18 protein-coding genes and 1 pseudogene are annotated in these 20,401 nt (G+C 70.7%); 7 read left to right on the top strand and 12 right to left on the bottom strand.

Annotation, left to right across the window (positions count from 1 at the left end):
* A pseudogene (locus tag KME77_RS08975) lies at positions 1–792 on the top strand (NYN domain-containing protein); the annotation flags it as partial.
* Positions 793–907: 115 nt separating this feature from the next.
* On the opposite strand, the gene KME77_RS08970 reads toward KME77_RS08975, so the two are convergent.
* From KME77_RS08970 to KME77_RS08960, 3 genes are all read right to left on the bottom strand, one after another.
* Positions 908–1,537 (bottom strand): response regulator, encoded by a 630-nt coding sequence (locus tag KME77_RS08970; protein ID WP_219463869.1) that lies wholly within the window; start codon positions 1,535–1,537, stop codon positions 908–910.
* A gap of 3 nt (positions 1,538–1,540) precedes the next feature.
* Complete coding sequence (locus KME77_RS08965) at positions 1,541–5,707, bottom strand: HAMP domain-containing protein (RefSeq protein ID WP_219463867.1); 4,167 nt, start codon at positions 5,705–5,707, stop codon at positions 1,541–1,543.
* Between the two features lie 81 nt (positions 5,708–5,788).
* Entirely contained in the window at positions 5,789–6,142 is a 354-nt protein-coding gene (locus KME77_RS08960) for a hypothetical protein (RefSeq protein ID WP_219463876.1), read from the bottom strand.
* Between the two features lie 135 nt (positions 6,143–6,277).
* Here KME77_RS08960 and KME77_RS08955 point away from each other — a divergent pair, with 135 nt between their 5' ends.
* Entirely contained in the window at positions 6,278–7,372 is a 1,095-nt protein-coding gene (locus tag KME77_RS08955) for a PP2C family protein-serine/threonine phosphatase (protein ID WP_246609465.1), read from the top strand.
* A 40-nt stretch (positions 7,373–7,412) separates the two neighbouring features.
* Here the strand turns inward: KME77_RS08955 and KME77_RS08950 are convergent, their stop codons facing one another.
* The 3 genes from KME77_RS08950 to rho form a co-directional block, all read right to left on the bottom strand.
* Positions 7,413–9,179, bottom strand: a complete 1,767-nt coding sequence (locus KME77_RS08950; RefSeq protein WP_219463865.1) for a S9 family peptidase — start codon at positions 9,177–9,179, stop codon at positions 7,413–7,415.
* Between the two features lie 144 nt (positions 9,180–9,323).
* The gene (locus tag KME77_RS08945) at positions 9,324–10,346 is read right to left on the bottom strand and encodes a putative RNA methyltransferase (protein WP_219463863.1); all 1,023 of its coding nucleotides are present in this window, start codon (positions 10,344–10,346) and stop codon (positions 9,324–9,326) included.
* 35 nt (positions 10,347–10,381) lie between these two features.
* Complete coding sequence (gene rho / locus KME77_RS08940) at positions 10,382–11,509, bottom strand: transcription termination factor Rho (RefSeq protein ID WP_219463862.1); 1,128 nt, start codon at positions 11,507–11,509, stop codon at positions 10,382–10,384.
* Between the two features lie 434 nt (positions 11,510–11,943).
* On the opposite strand from rho, the gene KME77_RS08935 reads away from it, so the two are divergent.
* Genes KME77_RS08935 through KME77_RS08925 form a run of 3 tightly spaced genes read left to right on the top strand, consistent with a single transcriptional unit; the run spans position 11,944 to position 13,792 of the window.
* A complete protein-coding gene (locus tag KME77_RS08935; protein ID WP_219463858.1) occupies positions 11,944–12,093 on the top strand; it encodes a hypothetical protein in 150 nt (49 codons plus the stop codon).
* A gap of 39 nt (positions 12,094–12,132) precedes the next feature.
* On the top strand, positions 12,133–12,873 hold the full coding sequence (locus KME77_RS08930; protein ID WP_246609464.1) for an MBL fold metallo-hydrolase: 741 nt from the start codon (positions 12,133–12,135) through the stop codon (positions 12,871–12,873).
* A 43-nt stretch (positions 12,874–12,916) separates the two neighbouring features.
* Positions 12,917–13,792 carry a TolB-like translocation protein gene (locus KME77_RS08925; protein ID WP_219463857.1) on the top strand — a complete coding sequence of 292 codons (876 nt, stop codon included), beginning with the start codon at positions 12,917–12,919 and terminating at the stop codon, positions 13,790–13,792.
* Positions 13,793–13,795: 3 nt separating this feature from the next.
* Here KME77_RS08925 and KME77_RS08920 read toward each other — a convergent pair whose 3' ends face one another.
* Both KME77_RS08920 and KME77_RS08915 read right to left on the bottom strand, forming a co-directional pair.
* Positions 13,796–15,691, bottom strand: a complete 1,896-nt coding sequence (locus KME77_RS08920) for a sensor histidine kinase (protein WP_219463855.1) — start codon at positions 15,689–15,691, stop codon at positions 13,796–13,798.
* Between the two features lie 112 nt (positions 15,692–15,803).
* Positions 15,804–16,205 (bottom strand): hypothetical protein, encoded by a 402-nt coding sequence (locus tag KME77_RS08915; protein WP_219463853.1) that lies wholly within the window; start codon positions 16,203–16,205, stop codon positions 15,804–15,806.
* A 97-nt stretch (positions 16,206–16,302) separates the two neighbouring features.
* On the opposite strand from KME77_RS08915, the gene KME77_RS08910 reads away from it, so the two are divergent.
* Positions 16,303–16,830, top strand: coding sequence for a DUF6886 family protein (locus KME77_RS08910; RefSeq protein WP_246609463.1), 528 nt, complete (start codon positions 16,303–16,305; stop codon positions 16,828–16,830).
* Here KME77_RS08910 and KME77_RS08905 read toward each other — a convergent pair.
* From KME77_RS08905 to KME77_RS08895, 3 genes are all read right to left on the bottom strand, one after another.
* The gene (locus KME77_RS08905) at positions 16,796–17,767 is read right to left on the bottom strand and encodes a ketopantoate reductase family protein (protein ID WP_219463850.1); all 972 of its coding nucleotides are present in this window, start codon (positions 17,765–17,767) and stop codon (positions 16,796–16,798) included. The genes KME77_RS08910 and KME77_RS08905 overlap by 35 nt on opposite strands.
* Positions 17,768–17,854: 87 nt before the next feature.
* Positions 17,855–18,595 (bottom strand): glycosyltransferase family 2 protein, encoded by a 741-nt coding sequence (locus KME77_RS08900; protein WP_219463847.1) that lies wholly within the window; start codon positions 18,593–18,595, stop codon positions 17,855–17,857.
* A gap of 73 nt (positions 18,596–18,668) precedes the next feature.
* The gene (locus KME77_RS08895) at positions 18,669–19,133 is read right to left on the bottom strand and encodes a DUF2000 domain-containing protein (RefSeq protein WP_219463845.1); all 465 of its coding nucleotides are present in this window, start codon (positions 19,131–19,133) and stop codon (positions 18,669–18,671) included.
* 107 nt (positions 19,134–19,240) lie between these two features.
* Here KME77_RS08895 and KME77_RS08890 point away from each other — a divergent pair, with 107 nt between their 5' ends.
* Positions 19,241–19,738 carry an Lrp/AsnC family transcriptional regulator gene (locus tag KME77_RS08890; RefSeq protein ID WP_219463843.1) on the top strand — a complete coding sequence of 166 codons (498 nt, stop codon included), beginning with the start codon at positions 19,241–19,243 and terminating at the stop codon, positions 19,736–19,738.
* 60 nt (positions 19,739–19,798) lie between these two features.
* Here the strand turns inward: KME77_RS08890 and KME77_RS08885 are convergent, their stop codons facing one another.
* Positions 19,799–20,362: an AAA family ATPase gene (locus KME77_RS08885; protein WP_219463841.1), complete on the bottom strand. Its 564-nt coding sequence runs from the start codon at positions 20,360–20,362 to the stop codon at positions 19,799–19,801.
* Positions 20,363–20,401: the final 39 nt, after the last annotated feature.

Raw genomic sequence — 20,401 nt, 5'->3', positions numbered from 1 at the left:
GGCATCAGGGTGACCGTCGTCCACGTCGCCGCCGACGGCGGCTGGGCGCTCTCCGGCAGCCTCACGCAGGAGAGCGACGACCTCATCGAGCTGGGCGGCACCCACCTGCGCCCGTACGTCAGCCTGGTCACCGGCGCCATCGAGGTCTCCAACGGCAACGGCCACCACCAGTCGGCCAGCAACGGCAACGGCCACGCCACCCACGCGCTGCCCGCCGCGCCGGCGCTGCCCTCCTCGCTCCCGCCCGCCCCGCCGAGCAGCGGCAGCCACTCGGCCGGCGCCAACGGCGTGACCCCCTTGCAGGGGCGCGGCCAGCAGGCGCCGGCGTCGCTGCCGAGCTACTCCAACTACCAGCCCGAGCCGTCGCCGCCGGTGCCGCCCGCCCCGGCGACCGGGCCCATCCCGCAGCAGTCCGCGTCGCCGAGCACCGGGCAGTTCGCCTCGCCGTCCAGCGGCACCTACCAGCCGTCGCAGCTCGGCGCGTACACGGGTCCGCAGCCCGCCCCGGTCTCCCTTCCGCAGCCGCCGGCCGCCACCGGGGGAGCGACCACGCTGTCCGACGCGGTCAAGGCCGCGCACCGCGAGGGGCACGACTTCGGCGAGTCCGTCGCCCGCGACGCCCCCGCCCTGTGGCTGGAGGCCGTGCTCGCCCGCAAGCCCCGCATGCCCTCCGACCTGGAGGCCAGGCTGCTGCAGGGGTCGTCGCTGCCGATCGACTTCCTGCTGCACGACGAGGTACGGCACGCGCTGCGACGCGGCTTCTGGGACGCCCTGGAGCGCGCCAGGCACTGACGGAGCGCCCCCAGGCACCTGCCGGTGCCGCTTCGGGAAGCTCGGAGGGCGAGTGCGCCCCGCAGCGGTTCGCCTCCTGCCGCAGGCTGCTACGGGGCGTCGTCGTCAGGCCCGGTCACGACAGTGCGTCGAACCCCGCCCGCAAGTGGGCCAGCCGCTCCGTGAGGTCGGACAGCGGCACCGCCAGCGTCGGGTCCTGGGACTTGCGCGCCAGCTCCCTGACCCGCCCCAGCTCGTTCTCCGCGGCCGTCAGCCGTCGCGACAGCTCGGGCAGGATGGACGCCTGGTCGCCGACCCCGGGCGGCAGCTCGGCGGCCACCCGCTCGCGCAGCATCACCGCCTGCTCGGCCAGCCGTTTGTTCATGTTGTACAGCTCGGTGAACACCGACACCTTGGCGCGCAGCACCCACGGGTCGAACGGCTTGGTCAGGTAGTCGACCGCGCCGGCCGCGTACCCGCGGAAGGCGTAGTCGGGCGCGCTGTCGACCACGGTGAGGAAGATGATCGGGATGTTCTTCGTCCGCTCCCGCCGCTTGATGTGCGCGGCCGTCTCGAACCCGTCCATGCCCGGCATCCGCACGTCGAGCAGGATGAGCGCGAACTCGGTGTTGAGCAGCGCCTTGAGCGCCTCCTCGCCGGACCTGGCGCGCACAGGCACCAGGTCGAGCGAGCTGAGGATGGCCTCAAGGGCGATCAGGTTCTCCTCGCGGTCATCGACCAGCAGGATCTTCGCACGGTCCGGCATCGATCACGACCCTTCGGGGGAATCGCCGCTGGAGCGCCCGCGGCTGAGCCACCCGCGCAGCCTTTCGAGCAGCCGGTCCACGTCGACGGGCTTGGGCACGTAGTCGGAGGCGCCGGAGGCGATGCTCTTCTCGCGGTCGCCGCGCATGACCTTGGCGGTGAGCGCGATGATCGGCAGGTCGGCGAACTGAGGCATGCGCCTGATGGCCGACGTGGTGGCCCAGCCGTCCATCTCCGGCATCATGATGTCCATCAGCACGAGCGCGACGTCCTCGTTCCTTTCGAGCTGCTCGATTCCCTCCCGGCCGTTTTCAGCGTAGACGACTGTGGAACCGTGTCGTTCAAGGACGCTGGTCAGGGCGAACACGTTGCGGATGTCGTCGTCCACGATGAGGATCTTGGCGCCGTTGAGCGGGTCGTCGCCGTGCCACTGGGTGGCCTCGACCGGCGGCTCGATCAGCTCGGGGAGCGGCAGGTCGAGCGGCATCGGCGGCTCGGCCAGCGACGCGGTCGGCTCCTCGATGGGCACCGCGATCACCTGCCGGCGGGCGACGCCGCCGTCGGTGGCCGCCAGCGGGCCGACGTAGGAGGCGGGCAGGTAGAGGGTGAAGGCGCTGCCCTTGCCCAGCTCGCTCTCGAAGTGGATCTCGCCGCCGAGCAGCCGGGCGATCTCCCGGCAGATCGACAGGCCCAGGCCGGTGCCGCCGTACTTGCGGCTGGTGGTGCCGTCGGCCTGCCTGAACGGCTCGAAGATGATCTCCCGCTTGTCCGGCGCGATGCCGATGCCCGTGTCGAGCACCTGGAAGGCCAGCAGGTCGCGGGCCCCGAGCAGGGTCTCGTCGTCGAACTCCACGTCGGGCGCCGCCATCGCCACGCGCAGCGTGACCTCGCCCTTCGCGGTGAACTTCACCGCGTTGGACAGCAGGTTGCGCAGCACCTGCTGCAGGCGCTGCTCGTCGGCGCGCAGCTCCTGCGGCACGTCCGGCTCCACGTCCACCGTGAAGGCCAGCCCCTTGTCCTGGGCCAGCGGCGCGAACGCCGCCTCCAGCAGGTCGACCATCTTCGGCAGCGACACCTGGATCGGGTGGATGTCCATCCGGCCCGCCTCGACCTTGGACAGGTCGAGCATGTCGTTGATGAGCTGGAGCAGCGCCGAGCCGGCGCTGTGAATCGTGCGGGCGAACTCCACCTGCTGCGAGGTCAGGTTGCCCTCGGCGTTCTCGGTCAGCAGCTTGGCCAGCACGAGCAGGCTGTTGAGCGGAGTGCGCAGCTCGTGGGACATGTTGGCGAGGAACTCGTTCTTGTACCGCGAGGAGACGGCGAGCTGCTCGGCCCGCTCCTCCAGGGTGCGGCGGGCCTGCTCGATCTGGAAGTTCTGGATCTCGATCGCGCGGTTCTGCTTGGCCAGCAGCGCCGCCTTGTCCTCCAGCTCGGCGTTGGACCTGCGCAGCTCCTCCTGCTGGCGCTGCAGCTCGTCGGAGCGCTCCTGCAGCTCGCGGGTGAGCCGCTGCGACTCGGTCAGCAGGTCCTCGGTGCGGGAGTTGGCGATGATCGTGTTCATCGTGACGCCGATGGTCTCGACGAGCTGCGTCAGGAAGTCGAGATGCACCTCGCCGAACGGCGTGAACGAGGCCAGCTCCAGCACGCCGAGCACCCGGCTCTCGAACAGGATCGGCAGCACCACGATCTGCGCCGGGGTCGACTGGCTGAGCCCGCTGTCGATGGTGATGAACTTCGGCGGCACGTCGTCGAGAATGATGTGCCTGCCCTCGGCCGCCGCCTGCCCGACGATGCCCTCGCCGATGGCGAAGCGCTGGCGCGGGCCGCGGTCGGGCCGCACGCCGTAGCCGCCGATCAGCAGCAGCTCGTGCTCGCCCTCGGGGTCGACGCCGTAGAAGGCGCCGTAGCGGGCCGACACCAGCGGCGTCAGCTCGCTCATCGTCAGCTTGGCCACCTCGAACAGGTCGCGGTGACCCTGCATGAGCCGCGAGATGCGGGCCAGGTTGGACTTGAGCCAGTCTTGTTCCTGGTTGGCCTGGGTGGTCTCGCGGAGGTTGGCCACCATCGAGTTGATGTTGTCCTTGAGCGCCGCCAGCTCGCCCTGCGCCTCGACGGCGATCGAGCGGGTCAGGTCGCCCCTGGCCACGGCGCTGGTGACGGTGGCGATCGCGCGTACCTGGGTGGTGAGGTTGCCGGCCAGCTCGTTGACGCTCTCGGTCAGCCGTTTCCAGGTGCCCTCGACGCCCTCGACCCGCGCCTGGCCGCCGAGCTGTCCTTCGGAGCCGACCTCGCGGGCGACTCGGGTCACCTCGGAGGCGAACGACGAGAGCTGGTCGACCATCCGGTTGATGGTCGTCTTGAGCGCCAGGATCTCGCCCTGGGCGTCCACGTCGATCTTGCGGGTGAGGTCGCCGTTGGCCACCGCGGTGGTCACCTCGGCGATGTTTCTCACCTGGTACGTCAGGTTGTTGGCCATGAAGTTGACGTTGTCGGTGAGGTCCTTCCAGACGCCCGACACGCCCTGCACCCTGGCCTGGCCGCCGAGCTGCCCCTGCGTGCCCACCTCGCGGGCGACCCGGGTGACCTCGTCGGCGAAGGACGAGAGCTGGTCGACCATCGTGTTGAGGGTGTCCTTGAGCTGCAGGATCTCGCCCTGCGCGTCAACCGTGATCTTCTTCGACAGGTTGCCCTGGGCCACCGCGGAGGAGACGGCGGCGATCTGGCGCACCTGGGAGGTCAGGTTGTTGGCCATCGAGTTGACGTTCTCGGTGAGGTCCTTCCAGACCCCGGACACGCCGCGCACCTGCGCCTGGCCGCCGAGCTGCCCCTCCGTGCCCACCTCGCGGGCGACTCGGGTCACCTCGGAGGCGAACGACGAGAGCTGCTCCACCATGGTGTTCATGGTCGACTTGAGCTCGAGGATCTCGCCCTGGGCGTCCACGTCGATCTTGCGGGTCAGGTCGCCGTTGGCCACCGCCGTCGTCACCTGGGCGATGTTGCGGACCTGGTAGGTCAGGTTGTACGCCATCGAGTTGACGTTGTCGGTGAGGTCCTTCCAGACGCCCGACACGCCCTTCACCTCGGCCCGACCGCCCAGCTTGCCCTCGGTGCCCACCTCGCGGGCCACCCGGGTGACCTCGTCGGCGAAGGACGAGAGCTGGTCGACCATCGTGTTGAGGGTGTCCTTGAGCTGCAGGATCTCGCCCTGCGCGTCGACGTTGATCTTCTTCGACAGGTTGCCCTGGGCCACCGCCGTCGCCACGGTCGCGATGCTGCGCACCTGGGAGGTCAGGTTGTTGGCCATGAAGTTGACGTTGTCGGTGAGGTCCTTCCAGACCCCGGAGACGCCCGTCACCTGCGCCTGGCCGCCGAGCTGCCCCTCGGTGCCCACCTCGCGGGCGACCCGGGTGACCTCCTCGGCGAAGGCCGAGAGCTGGTCCACCATCGTGTTGACGGTGTTCTTCAGCTCGAACATCTCGCCCACGGCGTCGACCGTCACCTTGCGGCTCAGGTCGCCCTTGGCCACCGCCGTGGTCACCACCGCGATGTCGCGCACCTGCGCGGCCACGCGGGAGGACATCGTGTTGACGGCCTCGGTCAGGTCGCGCCAGCTGCCCGACATGCCGCGCAGGTTGGCGCCGCCGCCCAGCCGTCCCTCCGTGCCCGCCTCGCGGGCCACCCGCGTCACCTCGGAGTTGAACAGCGCGAGCTGGTCGACCATCCCGTTGATCGCCTTGCCCAGGCGGCGCACCTCGCCGCGGGCCGACCGGTCGAGGTCGATCCGGCGCGACAGGTCGCCCTTGGCCACCGCGTCGATCACGTCCGCCGCGCCGCTGACCGGGCTCACCAGGGCGTCGATCAGCATGTTCACCGACTCGACGCTCTCCGCCCACGCGCCGACGCCAGGCCCGGGCGTCAGGCGTTCGCCGAAGCGGCCCTCCTTGACGACTTCCTTGCGCACGCGCACCAGCTCGTTGGCCAGATGCTCGCGACGGTCGGCCACCTCGTTGAGCAGCAGCCGGACCTCGCTGAGAATGCCCGCCGGGGCATGGGGGACCCGCCGGCGGAAGTCGCCGTCACGCCAGGAGAACAACGTCTCCAGGATCGGGACGAGATCCGACTCGGTGTACGTCCTCTCCTCAGCGCTCGCCAGGGCCTTGGCGGTGGTCATGGGGCCTCCTTCACTCCCGGGGTGACGCCGCGAGTGATTCCAGTCTGTCACGATGAGTTGCTCGTAGTCCTGCCCTTGGATTTACCCCAAGTCAGCGGGAAGTGTGGTAGGCACGGTGGGATGACTGCTTCTCCCCATGCGGTGCTGGCCGCCACGTTCGCGCCTGGCGATACAGCCGTGACGGCTGCGATGAGGTTCACGCGCGAGGTCATGACCGCTTGGGCCACCGGCGCCATGCTGCACGTCGCCGAGCAGGTTGCCGGAGATCTGGCGGAACAGGTGGTCAGCGAGCCTTTTGAGGTCATTTGGAAGCATTTCGGGGATGCTGTACAGGTTGAGCTGAAACAGCGAAACACCTCCCAGGGGGATCCGAAAGCGCCATCTGTAGGGGTTGAGGAGTGGGGAATCACCTTTGCGGGCGATTCTCGTGTCCATTGGGCAAGGCTCACGCTACCTGGCTCGGCGGACCGGGTCGCATCCGAATGGCTGGAGGAGACCGCCCGCGGACCTCACTGGCTGGGCTTTCTCGCCGACGCGAGCGACCTGCTGGCAGGCACTCTCGACCCTGACATGGTGCCGGCGATCATCGCCCAGATCGTGGTGCCGCGGCTGGCGAGCTGGTGCGCCGTCTACACCTCCGACGTCGCCGTCGGGCCGCTGCGCCTGGTCTACCTGTGGCACGCCGACGAGGCCAGGATCGACGGGCTGCGCGAGCAACTGGTCGACATGGACCAGATGATCGCCGACGCCCGGGTCACCTCCACGGTCCACCTGGCCGACTCGCAGGTGCTCGCCGTCCCGCTGACCGCGCGCGGACGCGGCCTCGGCATGATGTGCCTCGGCCGCTCCGACCGCTTCCCTGACGAGGTCATCCAGTTCGCCGAGGACATCTCCAGGCGGGCCGCGCTCGCCACGGACAACGCCCGCCTGTACGCCCAGCAGGCCGCCGCCAACCGGGCGCTGCAGCGCAGCCTGCTGCCGCCCAACGAGCCCGAGGTCCCGGGGCTCGACTACGGCGTCGTGTACGAGCCCGCCGGGGAGACCAACGAGGTCGGCGGCGACTTCTACGACCTGTTCAAGGCCGGGGACGACTCCTGGCGCTTCGCCATCGGCGACGTCTGCGGCACCGGCCCCGAGGCGGCCGCCGTGACCGGCCTCGCCCGCCACACGCTGCGCCTGCTCGCCCGCGAGGGGTACGGCGTCGCGGCCGTGCTCGGACGGCTCAACCAGGCGATCCTGGAGGAGGGGGAGCGGGCCCGCTTCCTCACCCTCCTGCACGGCGACATCACCCCCGTGAAGACGGGCCTGGAGGTGCGCCTCGTCTCGGCCGGCCACCCGGAGGCGCTGCGGCTGAAGCCGAGCGGCGTGGTCGAGGCGGTGACCACCCCGCAGTCGCTGCTGGGGGTCTTCCACGAGGTGGTGTACGAGGCCGACACCATCCATCTCGACCACGGCGACGTGCTGCTGGCCGTCACCGACGGGGTGACGGAACGCCGCTCGGGCGGACGGCTGCTCGACGACGAGGGCGGTCTGGCCAAGCTGCTCACCGAGTGCGCGGGGCTGTCGGCCCGCGCGGTGGCCGAGCGGATCCGCCGGGGGGCGGCCGAGTTCGCGTCGGAGCCGAGCGCGGACGACCTGGCGATCGTGGTGCTACGGGCGCGCTGAGCGCCCCCCGCCAGACGGCGACGCGTCGGCGGGCGTGACGTCAGACCGGGTTGACGTGCTTGCGGGCGAACTCCAGTTGCAGCGCGGTCTGCGCGATCCGCTCCGAGACCACCAGCGACCCGCGGACGGCGTCGTAGGTGTACACCTCGTGCTCGCGTCCGTGCTCGGCCAGCTTCGCCACGTACTTCTCGATCTGCCGCAGCGGGCAGCGGGTGTCGTTCTCGCCGGCCAGGATCAGCAGCGGGCTCTCGACGCGGTCCACGTACGTGATCGGGGAGCTGGCCGCGTACCGTTCGGGCTGCTCGTCGGGGGAGCCGCCCAGCAGGGCGCGGTGGTAGGCGCGCAGGCTCTCGGCCTCGTCCTCGTACGAGGTGTGGTGGCAGGCGATCGGCACCGCGGCGATCCCGGCGGTCCACAGCTCGGGCTGGGTGCCGAGGCCGAGCAGCGTGAGGTAGCCGCCCCAGGCCGTGCCCGCCAGCAGCATCCTGCCCGGGTCGGAGATGAGCCGGTCGACCACGTGCTCGCGGACGGCCGCCACGTCGGCCAGCTCGATGTGGCCCACGTCGCTGTGCAGCGCGTCGCGCCAGGCGGAGCCGTAGCCGGTCGAGCCCCGGTAGTTCACCCGCACCACCGCGAACCCGGCGTCCACCCACGCCGCCACCTCGGGGGAGAACTCGTCGCGGTCGTGCGCCGTCGGGCCGCCGTGCAGCAGGAAGATCGTGGGGTACGGGGCGCCGCCGGACTCCGGCCGGGACACCAGCGCGTGGATCATGCCGCCCGGACCCGGCACGTCCAGGTCCTCGACGGGCACGCTCGGCGGCGCGGCGGGGCCGCTCGGGTTGAGCACGACCTGGCCGTTGCTGGAGCGGATCACCGGCGGGCGGGAGGCGCTGGACCAGGAGTACTCGACGTTGCCGCCGGGGCGCGGGCCAGCTTCGTCGATCACGCCGTGGGGCGTCTCGATCGGGGTCAGGCCGCCGCCGGCCAGGTCGTAGCGGTGCAGGTAGCTGCGGGCGCGGTTGTCGCGGCTGATCAGCAGGCCACGGCCGTCGTCGTACCAGTCGGCGGTCAGCTCGCCGGGGTCGCGCAGCCAGATCTCGCGCTGCTCGCCGGTCACCGGGTCCCAGACGAGGGGCTCGTGGCGGTGGCGGCGCTCGTGGAGGGCGAGCATGCGGCGGTCGCCGGTGACGGGGGCGAACCTCAGGCCGATGACACCTTTGTCCTTGCCGTCGTAGAGCTCGGCGACGGCCTCGCCGTTCGGGCGGACGACGCGGAGCGCCGGATGCCGGAAGTCGCCGTACTCACCATGATTTATCGCGATGAGTGAGCCGTCGAGGGACATGTCGGCGACCCAGGCCGCCTCCTCGTGCTCGTACAGCAGCTTGGACGACTCGCCGGGACGCACCAGGTGGATCCGGAACGAGCCCTCGCTGGCGAGGCTGATCGCCGCGAGGCCCGCGATGGACAGCGCGATGCCGCCCGGCTGGCCGGCGGGTAGATCGGGGGCGACCAGCTCGTCCGGGCCGCCGGTGAACGGCTGGCGCCACCACTCGCCGAACTCGTCGCCCTCGGTGTCGGCGAACCAGTAGATCCACTGGCCGGTGGGGTCGACGGCGGCGTACGCGGTGCCCTTCGGGCGGTCGGTCACCTGACGGGTGATGCCGCTGGCGCGGTCCCAGGCGTAGACCTCCCACGTGCCCGTGGCGTTGGAGCGGTAGATCGAGCGGCTCGGAGCCAGCCGTGCCCAAGATGGCAGCGTCATGCGCGACGCCCGGAACCTGGCTTGCCAGCGTTCCTCGGCCTTCATCCGGCGAGCCCCCTCCCTCTGCTCCACCCCGCCTCTGGGCGTGGGTTGCCGTCCAGTATTACGCCTGTGTCGCGGAAATACTCCGGGAATGTGGGGGAATTTCGGACTAAACGCCACATCAGTAACACGAGACGCAGATGTCCGTCAAGGAACGTCCCTTGATCCGGGCTCGGTCTCGAAGATAGACAGATGGAACGCGGCCCTGGCCCACACTTTTTCCCGCTTTTTCACGATATCCCGAGAGATATACCTCGAAATCCGCTCTGCAAGCTCAACCGCATCAGTGTGCCATGCGCTCGGCCCCATCCTCACCACCCCGGCGACCTCACCCGGAGCCAGCTCCAGGTCGAACTCGACGGTGCGCCGCCCGGCCGCCACGAAGCCCTCCAGGCTCCTGGCCAGCCGCCGGTCCTTCTCCTCGTCCACGGAGAGCAGGCCCAGCTCCTCCACGAGCGGGCTCAGATGATCGGCCGCGGGTGTCACGACCATCACCGCGCCGCCAGGGCGCAGCACGCGCCGGAACTCAGGGCCGTTCCTCGGCGCGAACACGTCGATCACCACATCGGCCACCCCGCCCCTGATGGGCAGCGGTCGCCACACGTCGGCCACGAAGGCCCCGATCCGCGGATGCGCCCGCGCCGCCCGCCGCACGGCGTGCTTGGACACATCGAATGCCATCCCGATGCCACGGTCCACCGCTCCCAGCACCGTCGCCAGGTAGTAACCGGTCCCGGCTCCGGCATCAACGATCAATGGCTCCGTCGCGTGACCCGCCTGCCGCCACGCCGATCCCGCCCCGCGCTCGGAACCCACTGAGCCACTACCGTACGCCTCTTCGGCCGCCGCGTCCGGTGGTGCCGAGAACCTATCCCCACGGAAAGCGTCGCCTTCCCCGCGCTCGGCGCCCGTTATCCGCAACTGCACACATTCGGCCAGAGCGTCGGCGAGCGGCCGGTAGTGACCGGCGCTCAGGAAGTCGGCGCGGGCGGCCACCATCTCGGCGCTGTCGGCCGTCCCCGGGGGCCGGGAGCCGACGAGCAGGCTGACGTACCCCTGCTTGGCGACGTCGTAGGCGTGTCCGTTGCCGCACCGCAACGCGCCGGCGTCCAGGCGCACGTCGTGTCCGCAGACGGGGCAGAGGAGGTGTTCGACGATGTCAGCCAGCATGTGCCCATTGTCATGGGTTCAGGAAGGGCGCGGCCTCAGGAGGCCGCCTCGCGCAGGAAGGCCGCGTTGGAGCGGGTCTCGCGCAGCTTGCCCACCAGCAGCTCCAGCGCCTGCTGACGGTCGAGCGCGGCGAGCATGCGGCGCACGCGCCACACCACTTCCCGCTCGGCCGGGGGCAGCAGGATCTCCTCGCGGCGGGTGCCGGAGGCCTCCAGGTCCACGGCGGGGTAGAGGCGGCGCTCGGCCAGCTCGCGGACGAGGTGCAGCTCCATGTTGCCGGTGCCCTTGAACTCCTCGTACAGGTTGTTGTCCATGCGCGAGCCCGTGTCCACCAGCGCGGTGGCCAGGATCGTCAGGGAGCCGCCGCCCTCGACGTTGCGGGCGGCGCCGAAGAAGCGCTTGGGCGGGTACAGGGCGCCGGCGTCGATGCCGCCGGTCAGGACGCGGCCGCCGCCGGGGGCCAGGTTGTTGTAGGCGCGCCCGAGCCGGGTCAGCGAGTCGAGCAGGATGACGACGTCCTGGCCGTTCTCGACGAGGCGCTTGGCGCGCTCGACGGCCAGCTCGGCGATGGCGGTGTGGTCGCGGTCCGGGTGGTCGAAGGTCGAGGAGTAGACCTCGCCGTCGATGGAGGCGCGCATCTCGGTGACTTCCTCGGGGCGCTCGCCCACGAGCAGGACCATGAGGTGCGTCTCCGGGTGGTTGCGGGCGATGGCCGCGGCCAGGGCTTGCAGGACCATGGTCTTGCCGGCCTTGGGCGGGGCGACGATGAGCCCGCGCTGCCCCTTGCCGATGGGGGCGAACAGGTCGATGACCCGGGTGGTGAGCGACTCCGTCTCCAGGCGCAGCCGTTCGGTGGGGTGGACGGGGGTCAAGTCGGCGAAGTGCGGGCGGTCCCGCCATTCGGTGGCGCCGTTGACGGACGCGACCTGGGCGAGCCTGCCGCCCGAGAAGGTGGCGACGACGTGGTCGCCGGGGCGCAGGCCGAGCTGCCTGGCCTTCTCCGGCGGCAGCCGTACGTCGTCGGGGCCGGGAAGGTGCCCGGCGCGGATGAAGGCGCCTTTCTCGCGCACGTCGAGCAGGCCGGTGACGAGCCGGACGGGATCGTTGGCCGTACGGGGCCTGGGAACGGCGGCAGAAGGCTGGGAAATGGTCTGAGCAGACATGATGAACCCTCCTTGAGGGCAGGCCGGAAAGACCGGCGGGAAGAAGAGAGGGACAGGGCCCTCGATGTTGTGGGGACCGGTCCGCCGCAGGGCGGGATCCAGGTCGTGAAACGCGGACGGAGCCGCGGAACAGATGTGACGGGCGGAGCTGACGCTCAACGCCTTTGGCAAGGTATCACACGTTCCGGCCCATACAACGCCTAGCCCTCATGGGCTATTCCCGGGGGATTCTCGTGTCTTCCGCCACGCGGAGGCACGTACGGCGTAACAATGTTCTTGTCGGCACCCGAGCGCGGCGAATTACCCGCATCAGGCGTGCACGAAGCCACAGATCGCCCATCGGCGTCACGGCATCCTGTCAAGCAAGCTGCAGGGCCACTGCAATCCGATGCGGCTTTCATAGAGACACGAAAACTCCTTGGGGGAGCACCATGATGAAGACCAGCACCCTGTGCCCGCGATGTGACCACGAACTCGACGAGGGCCCGATCGTCTACCGGTGTGCGAACTGCTGCCGCGCCGTCTACGCCGCCGACGTCGAGAACGAGTACATCCCGCGCCAGCGCGTCGCCGCCGCCGCCTGAGCCCTGGCCCGGCCTTCGACGGCCGCCTACTCTGGCTGGATGCCGCACCACCCGCGTACGATCTCCGGCGTCGAGGTGACACCTCTCTGCGACGCCGTGGGTCCCATGGGGCCGACGATCCGCCGCCCGCTCTCCGACATGTTCCCGGGAGCGGGGCTCGCGGACGCCCCCTGGATCCTGCACTTCCACTGCTACCTGCTGCGCGATCCGGCAGGTCAGGTGACTCTCGTGGACACGGGCATCGGCGCCGTGGACTCACCGGCATCCAGTTGGGCGCCGGTTCCGGGCACGCTGCCCGGTGAGCTGGCCGCCGCGGGTGTCGAGCCCGCCGACGTCGGCACCGTGATCCTCACGCACCTGCACAGCGACCATGCCAGTGGCGCGGTGGCCGACGGCCGCCCGGTGTTCGAGAACGCCCGGTACGTCCTGCAGCAGGCCGAGCTCGACGCGGCCCGGGGCGCGATGCTCGACCAGGTCGTCACCCCGATCAAGGGCCAGTTGCAGCTCGTCGAGGGCGAGGCCCAGGTCGCGCCGGGCGTACGCGTCCAGCTCACGGCCGGTCACACCCCCGGCCACCAGATCGTCCGGCTCGGCGAGCTGGCGATGACCGGCGACCTCGTCCTGCACCCCGCGCAGCTCGCCGATCCGAGCGTCCGCTACCTGTACGACGACGACCAGGAGGCGGCGGCGCGCACCCGTGCCGAGGTGCTGGCCGCGCTCAGGGCCGAGCGGGCGCTGCTGGCCACGGCGCATCTCGGCGAGCCGTTCCTGGAGCTGTGAGCGCGTCCACCACAATGGGGCAGCCCTACGTTCAGGAGTCCCCATGAAGGTTCTGGCCGCGCCAGTGCTGACCACCGCCCTCACCGCGTCCCTCAGCGCGGTCCCCGCCGCCGCGAGCGTCGCCAGCGCGCCGGAGCTGTCCGGTTCCGCCGTCTACGCCGACGGCGCCAACCGGATCAGCCGCTACGCCGGCGGCGCGTGGGCCCTGGTGGCCGCGCCGGGCGCGATGCCGCAGTTCGCCGCCTCGCCCGACGGCCGCAAGGCCGCCTGGATCACCGCGAACGGCCAGCTCAGGGTCAAGCAGGGCGCCGGCACCCGCACGGTCGCCACCAAGCTCCAGGGCGGCACCCCCTGCCTGACGCCGGTCTGGTCGGCCGACTCCGGGCGGGTGGCCTACGTGGGCGCGAACAACACCGTCATGGCGGTCGACGCCGACGGCACGCGCCCGCGCCGGCTCGGCGTCACCAAGGGCGTCTGCCATCTCGCCTGGTCGGCCGACGGCCGCTTCCTCGCCGGCTACACGGGCGAGGCCGACGCCCTGTACCGGCTCAACACCCGGACCGGCAGGGCCGCCAAGGCCAAGGGCGTCAAGTGGGTCACCCACGTGCAGAGTCTGTCGCCGAACGGCCGGTACGCGGTCGTGGAGGTTCCCCCGAACCCGGACCAGCTCGGCGACGGGAGCTGGCCGGCCTCGTTCCGGCCGCTCATCGTGGACATGGTCACGGGCAAGAAGGCGAGGCCGCCGGTCAAGGGCCGGCCGCTGGGCGCCTTCTACCTGGCCGACGGCCGCCTGGTCGCGAGGGTGTCCGGCCGCTCGTACAACACGCTCGTGGTCTTCGACCGGGCGGGCAAGGAGGTCCAGCGGATCGCCGAGCCCGCCAAGGCCAGGAACCAGGCGCTGCTGCAGGTCCTGCCGTAGGGGTCAGACGGGGACGGGCTGGTCGGCCAGCAGCGCGGACGGCAGGCTGACCAGCGCGGTCAGCCCCCCGTACGGCGAGCCGCCCAGCCTGACCCGGATCCCGTTGCGCGCCGCCAGCCTGGCCACCACGAACAGGCCCAGCCGGTCGCTCTGCGCCAGGTCGAACTCCGGCATCTCGGCCAGCCGGGTGTTCAGCTCGTCCAGCTCCACCCTGGTCAGGCCGAGGCCGCGGTCCTCGATCTCGACGTTCACGCCGTGCGCGGTGGCGGTCGTGCGCAGGTCCACCCGGGTCTGCGGCGGCGAGAACAGCGTGGCGTTCTCGATCAGCTCGGCCATCAGGTGGGCGACGTCGGCGACCGCCGTGCCGACCAGCGAGACGGGCGGCGGCGGGAGCACCTCGACGCGCGGGTACTCCTCGACCTCGGCCACGGCCGCGCGCAGCACGTCGACCAGCGGGACGGGGTTGCGCCAGCCGCGGCCGGGCGCCTGGTCCGACAGGATGATCAGGCTCTCGGCGTGCCTGCGCATGCGGGTCGTGAGGTGGTCGAGCTTGAACAGGTCGCTCAGGACGTCGGGCTCCTCCGTGCCCCGCTGCATGCCGTCGAGCTGCAGCAACTGGCGGTGCAGCAGCGACTGGTTGCGCCTGGCCAGGTTCACGAAGACCTGGCTGACGCCGTCGCGCAGCCTGGCCTGGCTGAGCGCCGTCTCCACGGCCGTGGACTGCACGTTGTTGAAGGCGTGCACGATGTCGACCACCTCGCTGGTGTTCGACTTCACCTGCAGCGGTGGCAGCTCGTCCGGCGAGGGCGCCCTGACGTTGGTGCGCAGGCGCTTGACCAGCGCGGTCAGCCGTACGTCGGCCAGCTCGGTCGCGGCGTCGCGCAGGCCGGCCAGCTCGCGGACGAGCCGGCCGCGGAAGCGCAGCGACAGCAGGACGGAGGCGACGACGGCGAGCAGGCCGAGGCCGCCCGCCACGCCGATCTTGATCAGCACGTTGACGGCCGCGGGCGTGACGCGCTGCGTGATCATCCGTACGGCCTGCTGCTGCTCGCGCTCGACGATCGTGGCGAGGTTGCTCGCGTCGACGGGCCAGGTGGCGGCGCTGGCGGGCAGGCCGTTCGTGGTGGCCTGGCCGGTGATGGCGTCCTCGGCCTCCTGGAACTCGCGGTAGACCGGCGAGGTGAGGAGCTGCTGGTACGGCCCGCGCAGCCCGTTGTCGAGGTGGGACAGCGCCTGGATGTAGAGCAGGCGCCTGGTGGCGACCATGCCGCTGAACTCGCGGCGCTCCTTGGGCGTCACCTTGCCCTTGGCCAGCAGCACGATGATGATCGCGCGTTCGCGGGAGAGCAGGTCCTTGGCCTCGCCGAGCATGCTGACCGCGCGCGCCTGCCGGTACAGCGCCATGTCGGGCATGAGGATCATCGCGTCGCGCATGCGGAAGGACGCGTCCACGATCTGGCTGTAGCCGTCGATCACGTCGAGCGGGGCCGGCTTGGAGCTGTTGACCTCGCGCCGGATCTTGGGGAGCTGGTCGAGGCGGTCGTACAGGGCCTTGAGGTGGGCGGCCATCGTGGCCGAGACGTCCTGCTGCGCGCCCGCCAGCCTGCGGAAGGCGGCGACGGTGGCGTCGGTCCTCTTGCGCTGCTCGGCCAGCTGGTCGGCGCCGGTCCTGTTGACCACGTAGTTGATCGAGGCCAGCCGCTCGTTCTGCAGGTCGGCGTTGACCTGCTCGGAGGGGTCGGCCAGGTTCGTCACCAGCTCGTTGATCTCCAGCAGGCGCAGGCCGTCGCCGCCGGTCAGTGTCGCCGCGAACGCCCAGAGGCCGACGAGCGAGGTGAGCGGTACGACCAGGAGAATGAGGAGCTTGACGGCGATGGGACGGCCACGCGTGGGGGGCATGCGACCTCCGGAGGCGAAACGAGACCGCCTCGCAGAGTACACCCCAATTTGTCGCTGTTTCCGGATCTCGCGTTCGCGCGAGGGCCCCCGACGCCCTCGCGCCATCGCGTGACTACCGTCGGACGTCCTCCGCGTGGCGACCGGCCACCAGCCGGTCGGACTCCTCGGGCGCGGCGTGCGTCACCGGAGCCTCGTGCGTCTCGTGCGCGCGCTCGTCCTCCAGCTTGCGCTGCAGCTCGCGCTTCTCGGTCTCCAGCCGGGCGACCCGGCCGGCCTCCTCCGCCCGCGCGGTGCGCAGCGCGCGGCGGCGCTTGGCCGAACGGCGCGAGCCCGAGCTGATCATCGCGATGCCCAGCAGCAGGACGGCGGCCGTGGCGGCGCCCGCGAGGAACATCCCGACGTGGTCGAACTCGAACGTGTAGCCGAACAGGATGTACCTGGGCGACTCCTCCGTGGCGACGAGTGCGATGGCGCCACAGGAGAGCAGGACCAGGATCAGCCCTAGAAAGATCATCTCAACTCACTCCCTGTCGTCAGAGTGATCTCTCCACTGCCCCGATGGCGGCGCGGTATGCCCGATGGGGCAGGCTTTTCGGGCCATCATGGCGTTCATGAGACCTGAGCCGGGACAAGTGCTGCACTTTTCCGAGGATCCGACGATCGAGTTGTTCGTGCCGCACGTCGCGCCGACGTCCGCGCTGCGCACGCCGTACGTCTGGGCGGTCGGCCATGACCGCTGCCCCGACTACTGGTTCCCGCGCCAGTGCCCGCGCGCGATGGCGTGGAAGGGGCGGGGCACCAGCGACGCCGACATCGAGCGGATCGTCGGCGCGGGCTGCGGCGAGCGGGTGCACGCCATCGAGTACGGCTGGCTCCGGGCGATGATGGACGTCAGGTTGTACGCCTACCGGCTGCCCGCCGACCCGTTCAGGCCGGTGGGCGAGCCGGGGCACGCGCTCGTGGCCGAGCGGCCGGTGACGCCGCTCGGCCCGGCCGAGCCCGTGTCCGACCTGATGGACCTGCACGAGGAGGCGGGCATCCAGTTGCGCCTGCTGGACAACCTGTGGCCGTTCTGGAACGAGGTGACGGCCAGCACGATGCAGTTCAGCGGGATACGGCTGCGGAACGCTCGTCGATGAGCGCGCTCAGCTCGGCGGCCGGGGTGGAGCGGGGCGGCAGCTTCTCGCGCGCGTGGCGGTTGGCCTCGCGCTGGAGCACCTCGTTGGCCGGGGTGGGGATCCCGTACTCGCGGCCGATCAGCACGATCTCGCCGTTGAGGTAGTCGGCCTCGATCGAGCCGCTGCCCTTGGCCAGGCTCTGCCAGGACGAGCCGCCGCCGCGTTCGATGCCCTCGATCGGGCGGATGTCCACCTTGTTGCCCCGGGCCTGCGACTGCTCGCCCGGCGTGGCGTAGGGGATGCCCGCCTCCTCCAGCACGGCGGTGCCCTCGGCCCTGGCCCGCTCGTGCAGCGCCTCGTAGCCGGAGGTGTGGCCGCAGATCGCGTCCACGGCGTTGCCCAGGTTGCTGAGCAGCTTGGCGTACTTCCAGCGCATGACGTCGGGGGCGTCCAGGCCGACCAGCCCGCCCTTGTTCAGGTCGGTGACGAGCTGCCGGGAGAGTTCGTCCACACCCTGTGGATAACGTCCGACGTGCAGCATGCCGGAGTACGGGTGGCCGTGCGCGGCCACCACCCCGGGGTCCAGGTGCTGGGCGGGCAGCCAGACGCACATGCCGTACACGCGCTCGAACCTGCGCAGGACGGTGCGTTCGTTGTCCACGGCGTTCTGGGCGCACACCACCGGCAGGTGCCTGGGCCAGGGATCGAGCGCGCTGACGGTGTCCTGGGACTTGGTCGCCAGGATGAGCAGGTCGTCGTCGCGGGTGGGAATGGGGCCGTCGGCCGCGGGGATGTCCAGGACCTCGTCGGAGTCGGGGGTGATGAAACGCAGGCCGTCGTTCCTCAGCGCCTCGTAGTGGGCGCCGCGCGCGACCAGCACCACCTCGTGCCCGCTCTTGAACAGCTGAGCCCCGATGGTGCCGCCTACGGCTCCTGCTCCGATCACTATGTACCGCATGATCCGAGGATGTCACCGTTTGTTCGGCGGCTGCCATCGGGGCTCACCTGACGAGACCTGGCGAGACCTGACGAGGCCTGACGAGACCTACAGGGGCGTCACCAGCCACTCGCCCAAAGCGTCCTGCCGCTGCGGGAAGACCACCCGGCGGGTGCGCTCCCGGACGATCGTCCTCAGCACCCGCCAGCCGTCGCGCACCGCGTGCAGGTTGCTCTCGCCGTGGATGCGGGAGTGCTCGTGGCTGGGAACCTCCTCGATGTAGAGGCCGGCCTGGGCGGCGCGGACGTTCATCAGCGTCTCGATCTCGAAGCCGTCGCAGTCGAGCGCCAGGGCGTCGAGGTGGCGGGCCCAGAAGGCGTTGTAGCCGTAGCACAGGTCGGTGTAGCCGGTGCCGTACAGGCGGTTCGTCAGGCCGGTGAGGACCTTGTTGCCGAGCGAGCGCAGCACGCTGATGTCGTCGGAGCCGCCTCCGGGGGCGTACCGGGAGCCCTTGGCGTAGTCGGCGCCGTTCATCAGCGCGGTGACGAACGCGAGGATCTCGCGGCCGTCGGTGGACCCGTCGGCGTCGATCATCACGATGATGTCTCCCCGGGCGGCCGCGAAGCCCTGGATGAGGGCGTTTCCCTTCCCGCGTCCCGTCTGCGTGACCACGCGCAGGTCGGGGCGGAGTCGCCGGGCCACGGCGACCGTGTCGTCGATGGAGTTACCGTCGACGAGGATGACCTCGTCGACCCATGTGGGCAGGGTCGCGAACACGTGTGGCAGGTTCCCGGCCTCGTTCATCGCGGGAACGACGACGCTGACGCTCACGGCGAAGGGCTTGTTCATGCCCCGAAAGTGCGCTTGCCTGCATGCAAGCCACTTGACATTCCCTTGCAATGATCACCGATATATGTACAGGTCACCGCAAAAGAGGCAGGCGTCCGGTGAGACTTTCGACGGTGCCGCGCGGGCCGAGCAAGCTGACGGCGTAGTACGACAGGTCCTCGGCGCGGGCCAGCTCGGTCAGGTAGTCGTCGTAGACGTTGATCCGCTGCGCGATGGCCGCCATGTCGGTGACGACCAGGTCGGGGTCGGCGGCGGCGTCCTGGCGGACGCGGCGCACGATCGCCGACGGCGCCGCCAGGATCGTGCAGCCGATCCATGGCAGGCCGTGATGCGGGTTGCCCTCGGCGTCCGCGCCGCCGTCGCCGAGGATCGCCGGGACCGTACGGCCCACGGACGCGGCCAGGCACGCCGCGGCGTTCGCCTGGAGACCCCGGGGCAGGTCGCGGTCCATCACGATCACCCACTTCACCGGCAGGTCGCGGGTGGGCAGGTCGCTACGATTGTCGAGGCTGTCGATCCAGCCGGCGAGCACGGCCATGCCGTTCCCTTCTCTCGAACTTCTGCTGGGAGATTGGCATTTTTCCCGTCAGCTCTACAACTCGGAGCGGCTGGTTCCGAATAAAATTCGGGGATCTATGGAAAAGTATGGACGTGGACGAACTTGATACGGCCATCGTCGCCGAGCTGCAACGCGACGGGCGGCAGACCAACCGGGAGCTGGCCGAGCGGATCGGCATCGCGCCGTCCACCTGCCTCGAACGCGTGCGCTCGCTGCGCGGCAGCGGGGTGATCGAGGGCTTCCACGCCGAGATCAACCTCGCCGCGATCGGACGGCCGGTGCAGGCGCTGATCCACGTGCGGCTGCACCCCAAGATCCGGGAGGCGGTGGAGGGGTTCCGCGACTACGTGGCGGCGCTGCCGGAGACGCTGGCGATCTTCGTGGTGTCGGGGGGCGACGACTTCATCATCCAGGTGGCCGTACGGGACACGGGGCACCTGCGCGACTTCGTGCTCGACCACGTCTCACGGCACCGCAACATCGCCGACGTGCGCACCTCGCTGGTCTATGACCACCTGCGCAAGACGTCGGTCGAGGTGCTGCCGCCGGAGCGGCCCAGCCCGCCGCGCACGGGCCGCAAATGACGCCTCAGACCTGATGGCGCAGACCTGATGCCTCAGACCCGACGCCTCAGACCCGACGCCTCAGACCATGGCCTCGCCGGCGCGCGACAGGATCTCCGCCACCGTCTCGGCCGGGGTCTGGGCCGAGGTGTCCAGCCAGAGGCCGAGGCGCGGGGTGTCGCGGCGCAGCGCCTCGTCGAGCCGCGCGACCGTCCACACGCCGTAGCCGGTCTTGGCGCGGGCGGCCTCGCGCCGCTCGACCGTGGCGCGGTCGGGGGCCAGGACGACCACGTGGAGCGGGCGGCTGCGGACGAGGCTGGTGAACAGCCTCAGGTCCGCCCCCAGCACCACGTCCTGGACGACCGCGGTGAAACCCGCCTCGGCGTACAGGTCGGCCGTCGTGGCGGCCAGGCGGTAGCGCAGATGGAGCTGGCGTACGGCCTCCTGGTCGTGCTCGGGCGTCATGCCCGCGCCGCCGTTGACCACCATGCGGCGGAACGCGTCGCCGCGGACGTGCGCCGACCGGGGCAGCCGCTCGGCCAGCGCCTGCGCCACCGTCGACTTGCCCGCGGCCGAGATGCCGGTGACGAGGAAGACCCCGCCGCCCTTCGACGGCGGCTCGCCCGCCTCCGGGCCGGACGTCACACGCCGGCCAGTTTGCGCACGCGGTCGGCGCCGACCGCC

It is taken from the genome of Nonomuraea rhizosphaerae, from assembly GCF_019396405.1.
Taxonomy (GTDB): Bacteria; Actinomycetota; Actinomycetes; order Streptosporangiales; family Streptosporangiaceae; genus Nonomuraea; species Nonomuraea rhizosphaerae.
The sequence above is the reverse complement of the archived record's forward strand: the minus strand, read 5'-3'. Positions and strand labels throughout refer to the sequence as shown.